Source organism: Nitratireductor sp. GCM10026969 (genome assembly GCF_042660605.1).
Taxonomy (GTDB): domain Bacteria; phylum Pseudomonadota; class Alphaproteobacteria; order Rhizobiales; family Rhizobiaceae; genus Chelativorans.
The window spans coordinates 1-16,487 of sequence record NZ_JBHSUM010000089.1 but is presented as its reverse complement, the minus strand read 5'-3'; the positions used below and the strand labels follow the sequence as shown (position 1 = coordinate 16,487).

Sequence of the window (16,487 nt, the reverse complement as noted above, 5' to 3'; positions counted from 1 at the left end):
CGAGGCGCCCGACGCCGCCCCTGCCGCATCCGGCGGCGGCTGGATCCGCGACCTCTTGCGCAGTGCTTCGCGCGAGGAGGAGCGCGTGCAGCAGGAAAACGGCGCGGCGAGCGACAAGGGCCGCACACCCCTTCATGTGGTGGAATCCCTCAACTCGCTCTCGGTCGACATCGCCCGGGCCATCGACCACGAGGCGTCCATCGAGCTGTGGGAACGGTATCGCCGCGGCGAGCGACACGTCTTCACCCGCCGGCTCTACACGTTGAAGGGCCAACAGACCTTTGACGAGATCCAGCGCAAATACCGCGCCGATGCCGAGTTCCGCAAGGCGGTGGACCAGTATTGCCGCGATTTCGAAAAGCTGCTGGCGGACGTCGCACGCAACGATCGCGAGAATATGATGAGCCAGACCTACCTCACCTCCGAAACCGGGAAGGTCTACACCATGCTCGCCCATGCCAGCGGACGGCTGCGCTGACCGCAGCTCCGACCCCGCCAATGCGCAAGACCCCGGCCGCCATCGCGCCGGGGTTTTTCTTTGGGGGCCTCAATGGGCATACGGTCGCGACCGCGGCACAACACCGCCAACCCACGGCCCTGCGCGATTTGTGCCTGCTCTACTTGGACTTGCATTTGGCGGCGTCGCGACGCATCTTCGTGGGGGGAGACAAGGGGAGTCGCATGCATGGTGGGCATGGCTGGACCGAGCAGGGCGAACTGACGGAGATCCGACGGGCCGTGGCGCAGACGGCCAGCGTGGAGGAAGCCGTGATGCTCATCCGCGACCGTTTCTGCGTCGACCATGTCACCCACTGCACGGCCGTGGCGCCGGCCTCGCCGGTCTCGATCCCGTTTGTCAGGAGCACCTACCCGCCGCAGTGGATCGCCCGTTATCTGTTGCGCAGCTACATTACCGTCGATCCTATAGTGCAGGTGGGGTTTCGGTCCATGCGTCCGTTTGCGTGGGACGAACTTGACTGGAATGGCGAGGCCGAGAAGGCTCTGATGGCCGATGCGCTGGCCCATGGGCTTGCCGAGAGAGGCTATGCGATCCCGGTCGTCGATCGCGCAGGCAGGCGGTCGCTCCTAACGCTCAACGCCGACATGCCGGCGCTGGAATGGGCCGACTTCATCGAACGGAACCTGCCGACGCTCAGCTCTTTGGCGGTGATAATCCACGACAAGGCCGTGAGCGAGATCGCGGCGACCTCGGGCCCGGTGCCCTCGCTTTCCCCGCGCGAAACAGAGTGCCTGCTGTGGACGGCGCGGGGCAAGGAGGCCAAGGCGATTGCCGCGATCTGCGATCTATCCGAATACACGGTGCGCAGCTATCTGCGGACCGCCCGGCAAAAGCTGAAATGCAGGACGCTTTCGCAAGCCGTCGCAAGGGCCATGCAGCACGGCCTGATCCACCCCCAGGACGAGTGACCGGCCGACCGGCCGCAAAGGCCCTAGGCAATGGCGGGCGCTTATCCTCCCGTTTTGGGCATTTCAGCGCTCACCGGAAAAGACACCGCCCCGGCAAGATGCGGCTGTTGCACGGCGCGTCACGGGCCGCTACATGCGGGCCATGCAAGCGAAAGACGCCGACATCCTGATCATCCCCGGCTACACCAATTCCGGCCCCGACCATTGGCAGAGCCGCTGGCAGGCACGCCTGTCGACCGCCCGCCGCGTCGAGCAGGCCGAATGGTCCAAGCCCGTGCGCGAGGATTGGGTGGCGAAGGTGGCCGAGGCGGTGAACGAAGCGGAAAAGCCAGTGGTTTTGGTCGCTCACTCGCTGGGCGTGGCCACCGCCGTGCAGGCAATCGGCGCGTTTCGCAAGCCCGTGGCGGGTGCCTTCTTCGTCGCCCCGCCGGACGTGGCCAATCCGGAAATCCGGCCGAAACATCTGATGACCTTCGGTCCCTACCCGCGCGCGCGCCTGCCCTTTCCCACACTGGTGATCGCCAGCCGCAACGACCATTTCGGCAGCTTCGCGCAAGCCGAGGATATCGCCGCCGCCTGGGGCGCACAGCTGCTCGACGCCGGCAATGCCGGACACATCAATGCCGAGGCCGGTTTCGGACCCTGGCCCGAGGGTTCGCTGACCTTCGCCCGCTTCCTGTCGCGGCTTACTCCCGCTTGACCTGGTCAATGGCGGTGGCCAGAAGCTCGCTCATGGTGCGGCGGATTTGATGGTCCGATTGTTGCACCCCCGCGGCATCGAAATCCCGGCGGATCTTGCGGAACACATCCTCCTCGCCCGCTTCCTCGATATCGGCCTTGATCACCTCGATCGCATACGCGTCGGCGGCCTCACCCGATTTTCCAAGCTTCTCTGCCGCCCACAGGCCCAGCAGCTTGTTGCGGCGCGAGACCGCCCTGAACTTCATTTCCTCGTCGTGGACGAACTTGCGCTCGAATGTCTCTTCGCGATCCTTTAAGCTGCTCATGTTTCTCCGGGGCTCCTGACCGTCGGGGTTTCACGCGATACCGACACTATCCGGCTGATATGATCGCCGGTCAACACGCATCGGCTGGCGCAATTCCGTTGATGGCGGGAAATGCTGATTGAGGTGGCGGCGCGTTTGCGCTACAGACCGCAACAGGCCGATTGGCTCATTCCCCTCTTGCCGGGTCGAGCTGATGATCACCACCTTGAAGACCGGCACAAACCAGAGACAAGCCAATGAATCGTCGTCGCCGTATTTATGAGGGCAAGGCCAAGATCCTTTATGAAGGCCCGGAGCCCGGCACGCTCATCCAGTTCTTCAAGGACGACGCGACCGCCTTCAACAAGAAGAAGCACGAGATCGTCGACGGCAAGGGCGTGCTCAACAACCGCATTTCGGAATATCTCTTCGAGCATCTGAACCGGATCGGCATCCCCACCCACTTCATCCGCCGCCTCAACATGCGCGAGCAGCTGATCAAGGAGGTGGAGATCATTCCGCTCGAGGTGGTCGTGCGTAACATCGCCGCCGGCTCGCTCGCAAAGAGGCTGGGAATCGAGGAAGGCACGGTTCTGCCGCGCTCGATCATCGAATTCTATTACAAGGCCGACGCGCTGGATGATCCGATGGTCGCCGAAGAGCACATCACCGCCTTCGGCTGGGCAAGCCCCCAGGAGATCGACGACATCATGGCGCTCGCCATCCGCGTCAACGACTTCCTGTCCGGACTGTTCCTCGGCGTCGGCATTCAACTCGTCGATTTCAAGATCGAATGCGGCCGGCTTTTCGAGGGCGAGATGATGCGCATCGTTGTCGCCGACGAGATATCTCCCGACTCCTGCCGCCTGTGGGACGCGACCACGCGCGACAAGATGGACAAGGACCGCTTCCGCCGCGATATGGGCGGCCTGGTGGAGGCCTATCAGGAAGTCGCCCGCCGGCTTGGAATCATGAACGAAAACGATCCGCCCAAGCCTAGCGGGCCGGTTCTCGTCTCTTCGAAGACAGCCGGACGAACCCGTCACTAGGGGCAGATGGCCGGATCACTTCATTGTTTCCACGAAACGGTGCACCGATCCGGACCGCAGCATGGAGAGCGAAGTGATTCAGGCCCGCATCATGGTTACCCTGAAGAATGGCGTGCTCGACCCCCAGGGCAAGGCGATCGAGCACGCGCTTGACGGCCTCGGCTATGGCGAAGTCGGCTCGGTGCGGCAGGGCAAGGTCTTCGATGTCACGCTCGAGACGGCCGACAGGACGAAGGCGGAAGCGACCCTGAAGGAAATCTGCGAGCGTCTGCTGGCGAATACCGTGATCGAAGACTACATGATCGAGATCGCAGGCAGCTGATCCCGCCGAGACGACCATCAGTTCCAAAACCAATCGGTTTTTCCATGAAGTCAGCCGTCATCCAGCTCCCGGGCCTCAATCGCGACCGCGACATGATCGCCGCCCTTACGAAGATCTCCGGTAAGGAACCGACGACGGTCTGGCAGACCGAGACGGAACTGCCCGATGTCGATCTAATCGTCATTCCGGGCGGCTTTTCCTATGGTGATTATCTGCGCTGCGGCGCGATCGCCGCGCGCATGCCGGTTATGCGGGCGGTGGCCGCAAAGGCCGCCAAGGGTGTCATGGTCATGGGCGTTTGCAACGGCTTCCAAATCCTGCTCGAAGCCGGTCTGCTGCCAGGCGCCCTGATGCGCAACGCCTCGCTGAAGTTCGTCTGCCGCGAGGTGAAGCTTGCAGTATCCAACGCCAACACGCCCTTTACCCGCGGCTACGCGCCCGGCCAGATCATCCGCTGCCCCGTCGCCCACCACGACGGCAACTATTTCGCCGACGAGCAGACGCTTGCGCGCATCGAGGGTGAGGGCCAGGTGGTCTTCCGCTATGCCGAAGGGACGAATCCGAACGGCTCGATCAACGACATCGCCGGCATCGTCAATGCCGGGGGCAACGTGCTGGGGCTGATGCCGCATCCTGAAAACCTGATCGAGGCCGCCCATGGCGGCGCCGACGGACGCACGCTCTTTGAGGGGATCGCGGGCAAGGCCGCGTGAAGCGCTGCACGCTTTTTGAAAAAGGCGGCACGATGCACGCCAGGAGCGCCCTTGTCTTGCTGCTCGTGCTGACGAGCTGTGTCGGGGGACCTTCGGGAGACTCGTTTTCACTGCATGTGGCGGCGAAAAGCCCCGTCGCGGCGCTGCAGCGCATCAATCGCGCCGGCGCGCAGTGTTGGCCCCGCTCCCCGGATGCCGACCTCAACACGCTGCATCTCGTTCCGGAACTGGACACCCGCGCGGGCCTGCCACGCCTCCTGCTCCTTAGAAAGGGAAACGCCGAAGGCCTGCCGGTCCTGGTGATCGAGGCGGCCGGCTCCCCCGTCACGATCAGCACCTACGGTCCGCTCGCCGGAACACCGACAGGACGGCGCGTGAACACGGATATCACGCGCTGGTCGACCGGCCCCCTCGCCTGCCGCGACGGAGACTGAATCAGTTCCAGAACGGCCTTGCCGCCTCGCGGCAGGCATCGGCGCGCGAAATGCCGATATCCTTGAGCTGATCGTCATTCAGCTCGAGCAGGGCGAGCCGGCTGCGGCGCTTTTCCAGCATTGCGTCGAGACGCAAAAGGATTGCCGAAACCAGTTGCGCCAACCAAGCCGCATGCGCGCTGAGAATGAGTGTCCGTCCGGATGCGCTGCCTCGTCGGGCGCCCCTGAATGTCCCAATTGTATCCATTTCGCACGATTCCTAGCGCAATTGCACCGGGCCAATTCTATGCATTGACGGAGAAAGAGAGGCAATATAGATAATTGTCACCATGACAAATTGGCTGCCGAACCTCACTCAAGGCGGCGGACCGCTCTATCTGCGGCTCGCCGATCGCATCGAGCACGACATCGAAAACGGCGTTCTGCCCGAGGGTGCGAAACTGCCCCCGCAACGCAATCTTGCCTTCGATCTCGGCGTGACGATCGGCACGGTGAGCCGCGCTTATGCGCTGGTGCGCGAGCGCGGGCTCATCAACGGCGAGGTCGGGCGCGGAACCTATGTGCTGGAGCGCGCTGCTGCCGGAGCGGTTCCGGCCGAGCGGCGATCGCCGCCGGCCTCAAGTCCCCTGGACGGTACGCGCGAGCTGGACGCAGCGGCCGAGAAGCTGCGTTTCGACGCCACCGCGGCCCCAGATGTGGGACAGGGCGAGACAATCGCCGCCCTTTCGGCCCGGACCAACCACGCGCACCTGCAGGAAATGACGAGCTACACGCGCACCTATCCCGAGCACTGGCTGGCGGCCGGTAGCCGCTGGCTCGCACGCGGTGCCTTTCGGCCGTCCGCACGGGACATCGTGCCCACTCTCGGAGCCCATGCGGCGGTGGTGGCCACCATTGCCGCAACGACATCGCCGGGCGATCACATCGCTTTCGAACACCTGACCTACTCGCAGGTGGCGCGCAGCGCCAGCCTGATCGGCCGCCGTATTACGCTTGTCGAAACCGATACACATGGAATGGTGCCGGAGGATCTGGAGCGTGTCTGCGCGCAACGGCACCCGAAGATGGTCTTTCTGATGCCTGCCGCGCAGAACCCCACGGTGGCCACATTGCCGCGCGAACGGCGCATCGCCATTGCCGAGATCGTGCGCAAGCACAATGTTTGGCTGATCGAGGACAATCTCTACGGCGCATTGGCGGCGGATCCCCAACCCGTGTTGGCGGAGCTGGCGCCGGAGCGGACCTTCCATGTCGGCGGCCTGTCGAAGTCGGTGGCCGCGGGCGTGCGCGGCGGCTGGATCGCCTGTCCGCCAAACTACGCGCGGCGCGTCCAGGTGGCGCATCGTATGCTCACCGGAGGCCTGCCCTTCATGCTCACGGAGCTCAGCGCGCAGTTGGTCCTTTCGGGCGAGGCGGACGCCATCCGCGAAAAATGCATCGCCGAGAACAACGCCCGGCTCGCGCTCGCCCGCCGGGCGCTTTCCGGCTATTCGGCACGCATGTCCGCGAATGTGCCTTTTATCTGGCTGGAACTGCCGGAGCCCTGGCTTTCCGGCACATTCAAGAACGCGGCGTCCGAGGAAGGCGTACTGATCGACGATGCCGACGAGTTCAAAGCCGGGCGCTCGGACCGCGTCTTCCACCATGTCCGTATCGGCATATCGGCGCCGCGCAGCCGCGAAGAAACCGCACGCGGCCTGTCCGTCATACGCCGCCTCATGGAGGAAGGGAGTGCCGGCTACGATAGCCTCGATTGAGATCCGGACACCGTTTCCGGTCCTCCGACCGATGCTCTACAGCGCCCTGCATCCATTCGAACGCACCAAGAGCGCCACGCCTGTTCGCTTCATGCGTCGTGCTTTTCCGAAAGCGGTTCCGGTTTTCGAGCCGGTGCGCTAGCTGCCATCGGCCGCATCGTCCAGATCGTCGTCGCCGCGGGCTTCATCGAGGAACTGATCCGCGATCAGCCCCGCATTCTGCCTGAGCGCCAGCTCAATCTCGCGAGCCACTTCCGGATTCTCGCGCAGGAACTGCTTGGCGTTCTCGCGCCCCTGCCCCAGGCGCTGGGAGTTATAGGAGAACCAGGCGCCGGATTTCTCGACCGTGCCGGCCTTCACCCCCAGATCGATGAGTTCGCCGGTCTTGGATATGCCTTCGCCATACATGATGTCGAACTCGACCTGCTTGAAGGGCGGAGCCAGCTTGTTCTTGACCACCTTGACGCGCGTCTGGTTGCCGACCGTCTCGTCGCGGTCTTTGACCGCGCCGATGCGGCGGATGTCGAGACGCACCGAAGCGTAGAACTTCAGTGCGTTGCCGCCCGTCGTGGTTTCCGGAGAACCGAACATGACGCCGATCTTCATGCGGATCTGGTTGATGAAGATCACCATCGTGTTGGAGCGCGAGATGGAGGCGGTCAGCTTTCTGAGCGCCTGGCTCATCAGCCGTGCCTGCATGCCGGGCAGCGAATCGCCCATCTCGCCCTCGATTTCGGCGCGCGGCGTGAGCGCCGCCACCGAGTCGACGACAATGACGTCCAGCGCACCGGAACGTACAAGCGTATCGCAGATCTCCAGCGCCTGCTCGCCCGTATCCGGCTGCGAGATCAGAAGGTTCTCCAGGTCCACGCCCAGCTTGCGGGCATAGACGGGGTCAAGCGCGTGCTCGGCATCGACGAAGCCGCAGATGCCGCCCTTCTTTTGTGCCTCGGCCACCGAGTGCAGCGCCAGCGTCGTCTTGCCCGAGCTTTCCGGCCCGTACACTTCAATAATGCGTCCGCGCGGCAGGCCGCCGACGCCGAGGGCGATATCAAGGCCCAGCGAGCCGGTGGGGATGGTCTCGATCTCGACCACCTTGTCATTGGCGCCCAGCCGCATGATGGAGCCCTTGCCGAAGGCCCGCTCGATCTGCGAAAGCGCCGCGTCCAATGCCTTGGATTTATCCACCGAGTTTTCCTCTACAAGCCGCAGTGACTTCTGAGCCATGATAAAACACCCCTTTGACACCAATGGAAGCCGCGCCTTGCAGATCTCCCGAGATTTTTTGTACCTTTTTTGTTCCGTTTTGGCAAGTGGTTTTATCTATTTGAAATGAATAGTAAATTCGATTATGTTCTGATTTTGTACTAATTCCGGGAGCGGACATGGACGGCGTGGCCAGCCCTGCCGGAGGCGGGCATGCGTCGGCCACGGCGATTCGCAGGCAAGGAGATCGAGAATGACGAGGCCACGTCTTCTGGCCGTCGGGGGCGCGCATATCGACCGGAGAGGCCGTATCAACGGTCCGCACGTGCCGGAAGCGTCCAATCCTGGCGTCATGCGCGAAGAGGTCGGCGGCGGCGCCTTCAACGCCGCCAGAATGGCGGTGCAGCGCGGCGTCTCCGCGTCGCTCGTCTCGCTGCGCGGCGGCGACGCGGCGGGCGAGCAGGTGGCACAGGCCGTGGAAGACGCCGGCATCGAGGACCTTTCGGCGGTCTTTCTCGACCGGACGACGGCGAGCTACACGGCGATCCTCACGGACAAGGGTGAACTGATCACCGGACTTGCGGACATGGTTTTGCAAAGCAGATGCGCCGCCGCAAGATACGCGAGGCAGCCGCACACGCGGACGCACTGCTGTGTGACGCAAACCTGTCGGCGGATGCCATCGGCCAGCTCATCACCTTGGCCGCGGGGAAGCCGGTCCACGCGATCGCCGTCTCGCCCGCCAAGGTGGAGCGGCTGGCGGGAGCCCTCCCCGCCCTCTCCTGCCTTTTCATGAACCGCAGAGAGGCCACCAGACTGTCCGGTCTGCCGGACGGGTCGCCATCAAACCAGGCAGCGGAGGTGCTGCGCGACATGGGGCTTGGTGCCGGTGTGATCACGGCCGGCGCCGGTCCCGTCCTTTGCTTCCAGGACCCTGACACGTTCGAGGTTTCCCCGCCCGCGCTTGACCATGTCGGAGACGTAACCGGCGCGGGTGACGCGCTCGCCGGGGCCACGGCAGCCGCGCTGATGCGCGGCCTTGCTTTTGCCGAGGCCGTGCGCGAAGGAATGGCGGCCGCCAAGCTCGTGGTGGAAAGTATGCATGCGGCGCCGGAAACGGCGGAAGAAGAGTTTCGCGCAGCACTTGAAGCGGTACCACGTGCGAGGCAGCTTTCTTGAAAGCCCAGACAGGAGACCCGATGCCGCTCGCCAGCCATGTCGATATCCACGCACCGGTTGCCGAGGCGCTTAACGCCGGGCGCGCGGTCGTCGCGCTCGAAAGCACGATCCTCACGCACGGCATGCCGTGGCCGCAGAACGATGCGATGGCCGCCGAGGTCGAGGCGATCGTCGCCGAGGAGGGCGCCGTGCCCGCGACGGTTGCCGTCATCGACGGGCGGCTCCGGATCGGGCTGTCGGCGCAGGAGCGCAAGACGCTTGCCCAAGAGCGCGAGGCCATGAAGCTCTCACGCGCCGACCTCGCCTTCGCACTTGCCGAAGGCCGCACCGGCGGCACCACGGTGGCCGCCACCATGATCGCCGCCCATCTGGCGGGCATTTCGGTCTTCGCCACGGGCGGCATCGGCGGCGTGCACAAGGGCGCGGAGACGAGCTTCGACATCTCGTCCGACCTCGACGAGCTGGCGCGCACGCCGGTCGTCGTCGTCTCGGCCGGTCCCAAGGCCATCCTCGACATCCCGAAGACGCTGGAGGTTCTGGAATCGCGCGGCGTTCCGGTGGTCGGCTACCAGACAGACATGATGCCGGCTTTCTGGTCGCGCAACTCCCCCTGCCCGGCCCCGCTGCGTCTCGACAGCGCCGAGGCAATCGCCCGCTTCCGGAAGACGCGTGTGGAACTCGGCATCACGGGCGGAATGCTCGTAGCCAATCCGGCGCCGCCGGCCGACGAGATTCCCGCGGCGGAGATGGAGGCCGTGATCGCCCGAGCCCAGGCCGAAGCCGACGGGCAGGGCGTGAAGGGCAAGGCGGTCACGCCCTTCCTGCTCGAACGCATCCTGGAGATGACCGAGGGGCGCAGCCTCGCCACCAACATCGCTCTCGTCAAAAACAATGCGCGCCTGGCGGCGCGCATTGCAATCGCGGTTTCGGCATCGAAGACCTGACACAGCCTGTTGAAGCACCGTCGAGACGGCGCCCGCCGTCAGGTGAGCGGCGCCAAGCGGATTTCCACGCGCCGGTTCTGCGCCCGGCCTTCCTGGGTATCGTTGGAGGCGACGGGCTGGGTCGGGCCGAGGCCGATGATCGAGAAGCGCTGCGCATTCGTGCCCTGGGCGACGAGATAATCGGCGACCGCGCTGGCGCGGCGCTGCGACAGCTGCATGTTGTGCTCGTAGCTGCCGGTGGAATCGGTGTGGCCATAGACGTCGACCAGCGTTTGGTTGTAGCGCTTCAAAACCAGCGCCACGGAGTTCAGCGTCGGATAGAAGGCCGGCTGGATCGAAGACGAGTCGGTGGCGAAGGTGATGTTGGAGGGCATGTTGAGCACGATGTAGTCGCCCTGACGCGTGACGCCGACGCCGGTGCCCTGAAGCTCGCCGCGCAGCTGCGCTTCCTGCCGGTCCATGTAGGCACCGATGGAACCGCCTGCCAGCGCGCCGATGCCGGCGCCGATCAGGGCGTTACGCCGGTCATCGCCACCCGCCAGAAGGCCCGCGCCCGCGCCTGCCAGCGCGCCCAGTGCGGCGCCGCCGGCCGTGTTGGAAATCTTCCGCTCGCCGGTATAGGGATCCGTGGACGTCACGCAACCGGCCGTGAAGCCGGCCACGACGGCGACTGCAATCACTTTCTTGAGCATCAATGTCATCCTCTCCTGATCAAATCGAGCCGAAACCGCGAAACGACGAATCCGGTTTCTGTCCCCGGCTGCTCTTCTAACACAATTGCGGCGGAATCCGGCAAGGCTTACGCGTCGCGATACAATAACCACCCCTTCGACAGGGGACCGGATCCCAGCTTGGAGAAGCGGGTCACACGGTTTCGCCCGCCTGCTTTCGAAGCGTAAAGCGCACGGTCGGCCCGGGCATAGAGCGCTCCTGCATCCGGAGCCTGGTCAGCCATGCACAAACCGAGCGATACGCTGACCGGTCCGACGTTGGTCGACGAGGGGCCGACGACGAACTCGGCCTCGGCGATGGAGGCACGGATCCGTTCGGCCACCGCCTCGGCAGCCTCTTCGCTCAGCCCCTCGACCACTGCGGCGAATTCCTCTCCGCCGGTCCGCGCGACGAAGCTTCCCTCCGCGCAGGCGGCTTCGATCCGCCGCGCGACCGCCTGCAATATGCGGTCTCCCGCCGGATGGCCATGGCGGTCGTTGAAGGCCTTAAAGCCATCGATATCCACCAGCAGCAATGCGTGGAACAGGACAGCACGGTCGTCCGCATAGATGGTGGCGAGCTTCTGGTCGAAGGCGCGACGGTTCCATACCTTGGTGAGCGGATCCGTCTCGGCCAAGCGCTTGTATTTTTCGAGTTTTGCCTTGACCTCGCACAGTTCGGCGGACTTCTCCTCCATAGCTTCGCTGATCCGGCGTCCGTGCTCGAGCGTGGTCTCCGTCGCCGCCGCCAAGATACCGACGATCTTGCGCAGCAACTCGCCGGGGAGGATCTCGCGCGCATCCAGGCCGTCGCGGGTCTGGCCCAGGATCAGGCCGAACTTTTCCAGGGAGCTGCGCTCACGCCCGAGAAGGGCGAGTATCTCGTCCGCCCTGAGGGCGACCTGCTCCCAAGCACTTTCGATCACCAGGTAGCGACTGCTGTGGGCGAGATACCTGCGCGACAATTGGTCGAGCGCTGCTTGCGTGGGGCGGTTGCCCAGAGCATTGAAGGCGTCGCAGATCTCGGCGTTCGCACCGGTCGCGACCTCGTAGAAGAGCTCGTAGTTGCGCGGCAGACCCACAACCCCCATGCGGCGCATGGAGGCGGCGATGGCCGTGGCGATGTCGATCTTTCCTTGCGACGCATCCGCCGTTTGCAACATGGTCCCACTCCACCCCCGAGGGACGGCCGCGGATTTGCAAGATGTACCGCAGCGCCCCCCGTCCCGCATGCGTTGCATAAAATTAGCGCGCAGCTGCTAACGCTGGGTTAATAGGTCGCCTTCCATTCCCGTCAGGGTTGGTCCCATTCGGGTGAAAAATCGTAATCGCAGATTCGCCGCCCCGCGCTTTTGAGGCGGCTGATCGCCTCCATCTCCCCGGCATCCAGGGAGAAATCGAAGATATCCGCGTTCTCCGACAACCGCTCCAGCCGGCTGGTCCGCGGGATCACGGCGACATTCTCCTGCTCGATGTGCCAGCGCAAAACGATCTGTGCCGGTGTCTTGCCGTACCGGGCGGCCGCCTCGGTGACGGCCGGCTCGTCGAGAAGCCCGCCGCGATACAGGGGGCAATAGGAAACCATCGCCATGCCCTGCCGCAAGCAGGCGGCATGAACCTTCTCCTGGTTCAGATAGGGATGATACTCGACCTGGTTGGCCACCAGCGGCGCCGCGGAATGGCCCGCCGCCGCCTCCAGGAGGCGTGAGGGAAAATTCGACACGCCGATATGGCGTGTCAGGCCCTTTTCACGCGCGCGGTTGAGCGCTCCGATCGTCTCGGCCAGCGGAATGTCCGGGCTAGGCCAGTGGATCAGGAGCAGGTCGACGGCATCGACTCCCAGCCGCTTCAGGCTCTCGGCCGCGGAGCGCTCCAGATCGCCGGGCGCGAGATCGGTCCACCAGACCTTTGTGGCCAGGAAGATCTGATCACGCGCAAGCCCGGAAGCTCTGATGCCTTCGCCGACCTCCTCTTCATTGTCATAGATCGCCGCCGTATCCACGTGCCGGTAGCCGTGTTGGAGCGCATGGCTGACGATGTCGACACAGGTACGGCCCTTGAGGGTCCATGTCCCCAGCCCAATCACGGGAATCTGCGCGCCATTGACATCCAGTTTTTTCATGTTCATCTCCCCTATAACAGTTTCATCAGCAACAAAAACGTGGTTTCGGGAGTTGCATTCCTGAATGGCATCGACCCGTCGCCCAGGGGCGCATCAGGTGCAATCCTCTCAATCCGAGAAGCGGCGGATCGAACTCATCGACGTTGCCCGAGGCACCGCCCTCGTTGCAATGGCGGTCTATCATTTCACCTGGGACCTCGATTTCTTCGGCTATATCGAGCCGGGCACCTCGGTGCGCGGCGGCTGGTGGATATTCGCCCGTTCGATTGCCGGTTCCTTCCTTTTCCTCGTCGGGGTCAGCCTGTATCTGGCGCACGGGCAGCGCATTCTCCTGCGTGCATTTACCAGAAGAACGGCGGTGATCGCGTTGGCGGCAGCCGGCATCACGGTCGTTACCTATTTCGCCACGCCGGACGCCTTCATTTTCTTCGGCATTCTCCACAACATCACCGTGGCGAGTGTGCTCGGCCTCCTCTTTCTCCGGCTTCCTGCGGTCCTGATCCTGGTTTGCGCGGCGGCGGCACTCGCCGCCCCCCTTTACGTCCAAGCCGATTTCCTCGACCAGCCGATCTTCTGGTGGACCGGGCTTTCGCGCAATGTGCCCGGCTCGAACGACTACATTCCGATCTTTCCATGGTTCGGCGTCGTGCTGGCGGGAATCGCGGTCGCAAAAATCGCGGCGGCAACCGGGCTGCTTGCCCGTCTGGCCACCTTCAGGCCGGCCGCTCGCATTCCGCTCCTGGCTGCGGCGGGGCGCCACGGCCTCGCCTTTTACCTGCTGCACCAGCCGGTGCTCGTCTCCCTCGTATGGATCGCCGCCCAGGTCGCACCGCCGCCCGCACCGGACCGCGAGGCGCTTTTCCTGCAGGCTTGCGGTGAGCAATGCGCCAGCCAGCACGAAGAGAACTTCTGCCGCGCCTATTGCGCCTGCGTACTGGAAGCCGCGGTAGCGGAGAACCGGTTCGAAGAACTCTACAATCCGCAGCGCAACCCTGAAACCCAATCCTGGATCGAGGATGTTGCCTTTCGCTGCAGTGTTGAGAACAATGGCGGCGAAGCGCAGTAAGCCGGCTGGCAAGGACGGCCGAACACGCGCTGAGGGAGGAAGAGATGACAGATTCGGTCGACCGTGGGCCAAGCCGTGTCGCCTGGCCGCCAATCGTGTTCCTGGGCGCGGCCGTATTGGGTGTCGTTCTCGCCTATGCGGTGCCCCTGCCCTGGATCGGCTCGCCGCTTTCCGACATCCTGTTCGCCGCCGGCTGGCTGCTTGCCGCGGCCGCGCTTCTGTCCATTGCCATGGCCATACGCACGCTCCGCCACGCCGACACCACCGTAATGGCGACAAGGAGCGCCCGGCACCTGGTGATCGGCGGGCCTTACGCCTTCTCGCGCAATCCGATCTATCTCGGACTGGCGGCGCTCCTGTTCGCCGTCGGCCTGATCACCGGCTCGGTCTGGTTTCTGCTCGCCTCCATCCTGGCGGCGATCGTCACGCAAAAGCTCGCGATCGAGCCGGAGGAGCGCCATTTGGCGGAGCGCTTCGGAAAGCGCTACCGTGACTACCAGAAGAAGGCGCGGCGCTGGTTCTGACGATGCCTGCCCTTCAGGTTTTCACGCCCAGCTCGGCCAACCGCTCGACACAGGCCTCCTCGGCCTGGTCGAGTTCCTGCAGCGTATCCTCCAGATCGCGGCGCTTCTGCCGCAGGCTTTGCCTCTTCTCCTCGATCTTCTCGATCATCAGGTGCAATTGCCCGACCTCGCCGGGCGGCGTCTTGTAGACTTGGATGATCTCCCGGATCTCGTTGATCGAGAAGCCGAGACGGCGGCCGCGCAGGATCTGGCGGACGAGATGCCGGTCGGAGGGACGGTAAAGGCGCGTGCGCCCACGCCGCACCGGATGGATGAGTCCTTCGTCCTCGTAGAACCGGAGCGTGCGCGTCGAGATTCCGAATTCGCGGGTCAGCTCCGTAATCGTGTAATATTCCCGCATCGGTGGTCGGCCTCGCATATTGTGCGGCCGACAATGTCACCCGATTTACGTAAAAGTCAATTCAACGATAAGCCGCACCGCCGCCTCGACAATTGGCGACCCACCACCGCCACTGCGCGCGTTCGAAAACGCAGGCCGGCTCAAGCGAAGGCATCCGGCATCGACTCCTTGCGCCGGGCCACGAAATCGTTGAGTGCCTCGTCGATTCCCTCGTCGAGCGCCGGCGCCTGATAGGCGTCGAGCCAATTCCTGGCCAACTGGTTCGCCCGCTGATTCGCGGCCTTCTCGCCCTCCGCCGACCATTGCTCGTAGGAATTATTGTCGGCGATCGAGGAGCGGTAGAAGGCGGTCTGGAAATTGGCCTGCGTGTGCGCACAGCCGAGATAGTGGCTGCCCGGCCCCACCTCGCGGATGGCGTCCATCGCCTGGCCGTTTTCCGACAGGTCAAGCGGCTCGCACAGGCGCTGCTGCATGCCGAGTTGGTCGATATCCATCATGAATTTCTCGTAGGACGAGGCAAGCCCGCCCTCGAGCCAGCCGGCCGCGTGGAGGACGAAATTGGTTCCCGCGAGCACGGTGGAATTGAGCGTGTTGGCACTCTCATATGCAGCCTGGGCGTCCGGAACCTTCGAGCCGGTGAGCGAGCCGCCGGTGCGGAAGGGAAGTCCGAGGCGCCGGGCGAGCTGTGCCGCGCCGTAAGAGACGAGCGACGGTTCCGGCGTGCCGAAGGTCGGCGCCCCGGACTGCATGGAGATCGATGATGCGAACGTGCCGAAGAGGACCGGCGCGCCCGGCCGCACGAGCTGCGTGAAGGCCGCCCCTGCCATCACCTCCGCCAGCACCTGGGTGAGCGTGCCCGCCACCGTCACCGGGCTCATGGCGCCGGCCAGGATGAAGGGGGTGATGATGCAGGCCTGGTTCGCCCGCGCATAGACCTTGGCCGCGCCCAGCATGGTCTCGTCGAAGACCATGGGCGAGTTGGCGTTGATGAGGTTGATGACGACCGTGTTTTCCTCGACGAACTTCTCGCCGAACAGGATCCTGGCCATCGACACCGTGTCCTCGGCGCGGTCGGGCGCGGTGACCGATCCCATAAAGGGCTTGTCGGAAAAACGCATATGCGCATAGACCATGTCGAGGTGGCGCTTGTTGACCGGCACATCGACCGGCTCGCACACCGTGCCGCCCGAATGGTGGATCGACGGCGCCATATAGGCGAGCTTCACGAAATTGCGGAAATCCTCGATCGTGGCGTAGCGGCGCGTGCCTTCGAGATCGCGCACGAAAGGCGGACCGTACACCGGGGCGAAGACGGTGGCATCGCCGCCGATCTGGACGGAGCGTTCCGGATTGCGCGCGTGCTGGGTGAAGACGGGCGGTGCCGTCTTCAAAAGCTCGCGGCACAGCCCCTTGGGAAAGTGCACGCGGTCCGCCTTCACGTCGGCGCCGGCTTCCTTCCAGAGCTTCAGCGCTTCCGGATCGTCCCGGAACTCGATTCCCACCTCTTCAAGCACCGTGTCGGCATTGGCCTCGATCAGCGACAGCCCTTCCTCGTCGAGCACTTCGTAGGGCTTGATCGAGCGCCTGATGTAGGTGAGTTGCTGGCCCGGTCCGCCGCCGCTGCGCGCCGCCCGTCGGGCCGACGCG

General features: G+C 64.3%; 18 protein-coding genes and 3 pseudogenes. 13 read left to right on the top strand and 8 right to left on the bottom strand.

From position 1 onward, the window contains the following. The 3 genes and pseudogenes from ACFP9U_RS16670 to ACFP9U_RS16660 form a co-directional block, all read left to right on the top strand. Positions 1-478, top strand: a pseudogene (locus tag ACFP9U_RS16670) (kinesin); the annotation flags it as partial. A 20-nt stretch (positions 479-498) separates the two neighbouring features. Further along, positions 499-1,428 (top strand): helix-turn-helix transcriptional regulator, encoded by a 930-nt coding sequence (locus ACFP9U_RS16665; protein ID WP_378623152.1) that lies wholly within the window; start codon positions 499-501, stop codon positions 1,426-1,428. A gap of 142 nt (positions 1,429-1,570) precedes the next feature. Beyond that, positions 1,571-2,128: an RBBP9/YdeN family alpha/beta hydrolase gene (locus tag ACFP9U_RS16660; RefSeq protein ID WP_378623151.1), complete on the top strand. Its 558-nt coding sequence runs from the start codon at positions 1,571-1,573 to the stop codon at positions 2,126-2,128. On the opposite strand, the gene ACFP9U_RS16655 is transcribed toward ACFP9U_RS16660, so the two are convergent. Then, positions 2,115-2,435, bottom strand: a complete 321-nt coding sequence (locus ACFP9U_RS16655; protein WP_322450819.1) for a DUF1476 domain-containing protein — start codon at positions 2,433-2,435, stop codon at positions 2,115-2,117. The genes ACFP9U_RS16660 and ACFP9U_RS16655 overlap by 14 nt on opposite strands. Before the next feature lie 236 nt (positions 2,436-2,671). On the opposite strand from ACFP9U_RS16655, the gene purC reads away from it, so the two are divergent. The 4 genes from purC to ACFP9U_RS16635 all read left to right on the top strand — a co-directional run bounded on the left by purC (position 2,672) and on the right by ACFP9U_RS16635 (position 4,932). Then, positions 2,672-3,463, top strand: coding sequence for a phosphoribosylaminoimidazolesuccinocarboxamide synthase (purC, locus tag ACFP9U_RS16650; protein WP_322450818.1), 792 nt, complete (start codon positions 2,672-2,674; stop codon positions 3,461-3,463). Between the two features lie 61 nt (positions 3,464-3,524). Next, positions 3,525-3,785, top strand: a complete 261-nt coding sequence (gene purS / locus ACFP9U_RS16645) for a phosphoribosylformylglycinamidine synthase subunit PurS (RefSeq protein WP_378623148.1) — start codon at positions 3,525-3,527, stop codon at positions 3,783-3,785. Between the two features lie 44 nt (positions 3,786-3,829). Next, positions 3,830-4,498, top strand: a complete 669-nt coding sequence (gene purQ / locus ACFP9U_RS16640) for a phosphoribosylformylglycinamidine synthase subunit PurQ (protein ID WP_378623145.1) — start codon at positions 3,830-3,832, stop codon at positions 4,496-4,498. A 32-nt stretch (positions 4,499-4,530) separates the two neighbouring features. After that, on the top strand, positions 4,531-4,932 hold the full coding sequence (locus ACFP9U_RS16635) for a hypothetical protein (RefSeq protein WP_378623143.1): 402 nt from the start codon (positions 4,531-4,533) through the stop codon (positions 4,930-4,932). 1 nt (position 4,933) lies between these two features. Here the strand turns inward: ACFP9U_RS16635 and ACFP9U_RS16630 are convergent. After that, a pseudogene (locus ACFP9U_RS16630) lies at positions 4,934-5,050 on the bottom strand (DUF1127 domain-containing protein); the annotation flags it as partial. Between the two features lie 211 nt (positions 5,051-5,261). Between ACFP9U_RS16630 and ACFP9U_RS16625 the strand changes: the two are divergent. Next, positions 5,262-6,689 (top strand): PLP-dependent aminotransferase family protein, encoded by a 1,428-nt coding sequence (locus ACFP9U_RS16625; protein WP_378623141.1) that lies wholly within the window; start codon positions 5,262-5,264, stop codon positions 6,687-6,689. A gap of 138 nt (positions 6,690-6,827) precedes the next feature. Here the strand turns inward: ACFP9U_RS16625 and recA are convergent, their stop codons facing one another. Continuing rightward, positions 6,828-7,916 carry a recombinase RecA gene (gene recA, locus ACFP9U_RS16620; protein WP_378623140.1) on the bottom strand — a complete coding sequence of 363 codons (1,089 nt, stop codon included), beginning with the start codon at positions 7,914-7,916 and terminating at the stop codon, positions 6,828-6,830. A 232-nt stretch (positions 7,917-8,148) separates the two neighbouring features. On the opposite strand from recA, the pseudogene ACFP9U_RS16615 reads away from it, so the two are divergent. The 3 genes and pseudogenes from ACFP9U_RS16615 to ACFP9U_RS16605 form a co-directional block, all read left to right on the top strand. Beyond that, positions 8,149-8,400 (top strand): annotated as a pseudogene (locus ACFP9U_RS16615) (PfkB family carbohydrate kinase); the annotation flags it as partial. A gap of 98 nt (positions 8,401-8,498) precedes the next feature. Beyond that, positions 8,499-9,074, top strand: coding sequence for a PfkB family carbohydrate kinase (locus tag ACFP9U_RS16610; RefSeq protein ID WP_378623137.1), 576 nt, complete (start codon positions 8,499-8,501; stop codon positions 9,072-9,074). Between the two features lie 20 nt (positions 9,075-9,094). Beyond that, positions 9,095-10,018, top strand: a complete 924-nt coding sequence (locus ACFP9U_RS16605; protein ID WP_378623136.1) for a pseudouridine-5'-phosphate glycosidase — start codon at positions 9,095-9,097, stop codon at positions 10,016-10,018. Between the two features lie 38 nt (positions 10,019-10,056). Here ACFP9U_RS16605 and ACFP9U_RS16600 read toward each other — a convergent pair whose 3' ends face one another. The 3 genes from ACFP9U_RS16600 to ACFP9U_RS16590 all read right to left on the bottom strand — a co-directional run bounded on the left by ACFP9U_RS16600 (position 10,057) and on the right by ACFP9U_RS16590 (position 12,850). After that, entirely contained in the window at positions 10,057-10,710 is a 654-nt protein-coding gene (locus tag ACFP9U_RS16600; protein WP_378623134.1) for an OmpA family protein, read from the bottom strand. A gap of 107 nt (positions 10,711-10,817) precedes the next feature. Continuing rightward, positions 10,818-11,891 carry a GGDEF domain-containing protein gene (locus tag ACFP9U_RS16595; RefSeq protein ID WP_378623132.1) on the bottom strand — a complete coding sequence of 358 codons (1,074 nt, stop codon included), beginning with the start codon at positions 11,889-11,891 and terminating at the stop codon, positions 10,818-10,820. Positions 11,892-12,022: 131 nt separating this feature from the next. After that, positions 12,023-12,850, bottom strand: coding sequence for an aldo/keto reductase (locus ACFP9U_RS16590; RefSeq protein WP_378623131.1), 828 nt, complete (start codon positions 12,848-12,850; stop codon positions 12,023-12,025). A 64-nt stretch (positions 12,851-12,914) separates the two neighbouring features. Here ACFP9U_RS16590 and ACFP9U_RS16585 point away from each other — a divergent pair, with 64 nt between their 5' ends. Both ACFP9U_RS16585 and ACFP9U_RS16580 read left to right on the top strand, forming a co-directional pair. Beyond that, positions 12,915-13,916: a heparan-alpha-glucosaminide N-acetyltransferase gene (locus ACFP9U_RS16585; RefSeq protein ID WP_378623128.1), complete on the top strand. Its 1,002-nt coding sequence runs from the start codon at positions 12,915-12,917 to the stop codon at positions 13,914-13,916. A gap of 44 nt (positions 13,917-13,960) precedes the next feature. Further along, positions 13,961-14,440, top strand: coding sequence for a methyltransferase family protein (locus ACFP9U_RS16580; RefSeq protein WP_378623125.1), 480 nt, complete (start codon positions 13,961-13,963; stop codon positions 14,438-14,440). Positions 14,441-14,453: 13 nt separating this feature from the next. Here the strand turns inward: ACFP9U_RS16580 and ACFP9U_RS16575 are convergent, their stop codons facing one another. Then, positions 14,454-14,840, bottom strand: a complete 387-nt coding sequence (locus tag ACFP9U_RS16575) for a MerR family transcriptional regulator (RefSeq protein WP_378623123.1) — start codon at positions 14,838-14,840, stop codon at positions 14,454-14,456. 140 nt (positions 14,841-14,980) lie between these two features. After that, a partial coding sequence (locus tag ACFP9U_RS16570) for a trimethylamine methyltransferase family protein (RefSeq protein WP_378623121.1) occupies positions 14,981-16,487 on the bottom strand: 1,507 nt, incomplete at its 5' end.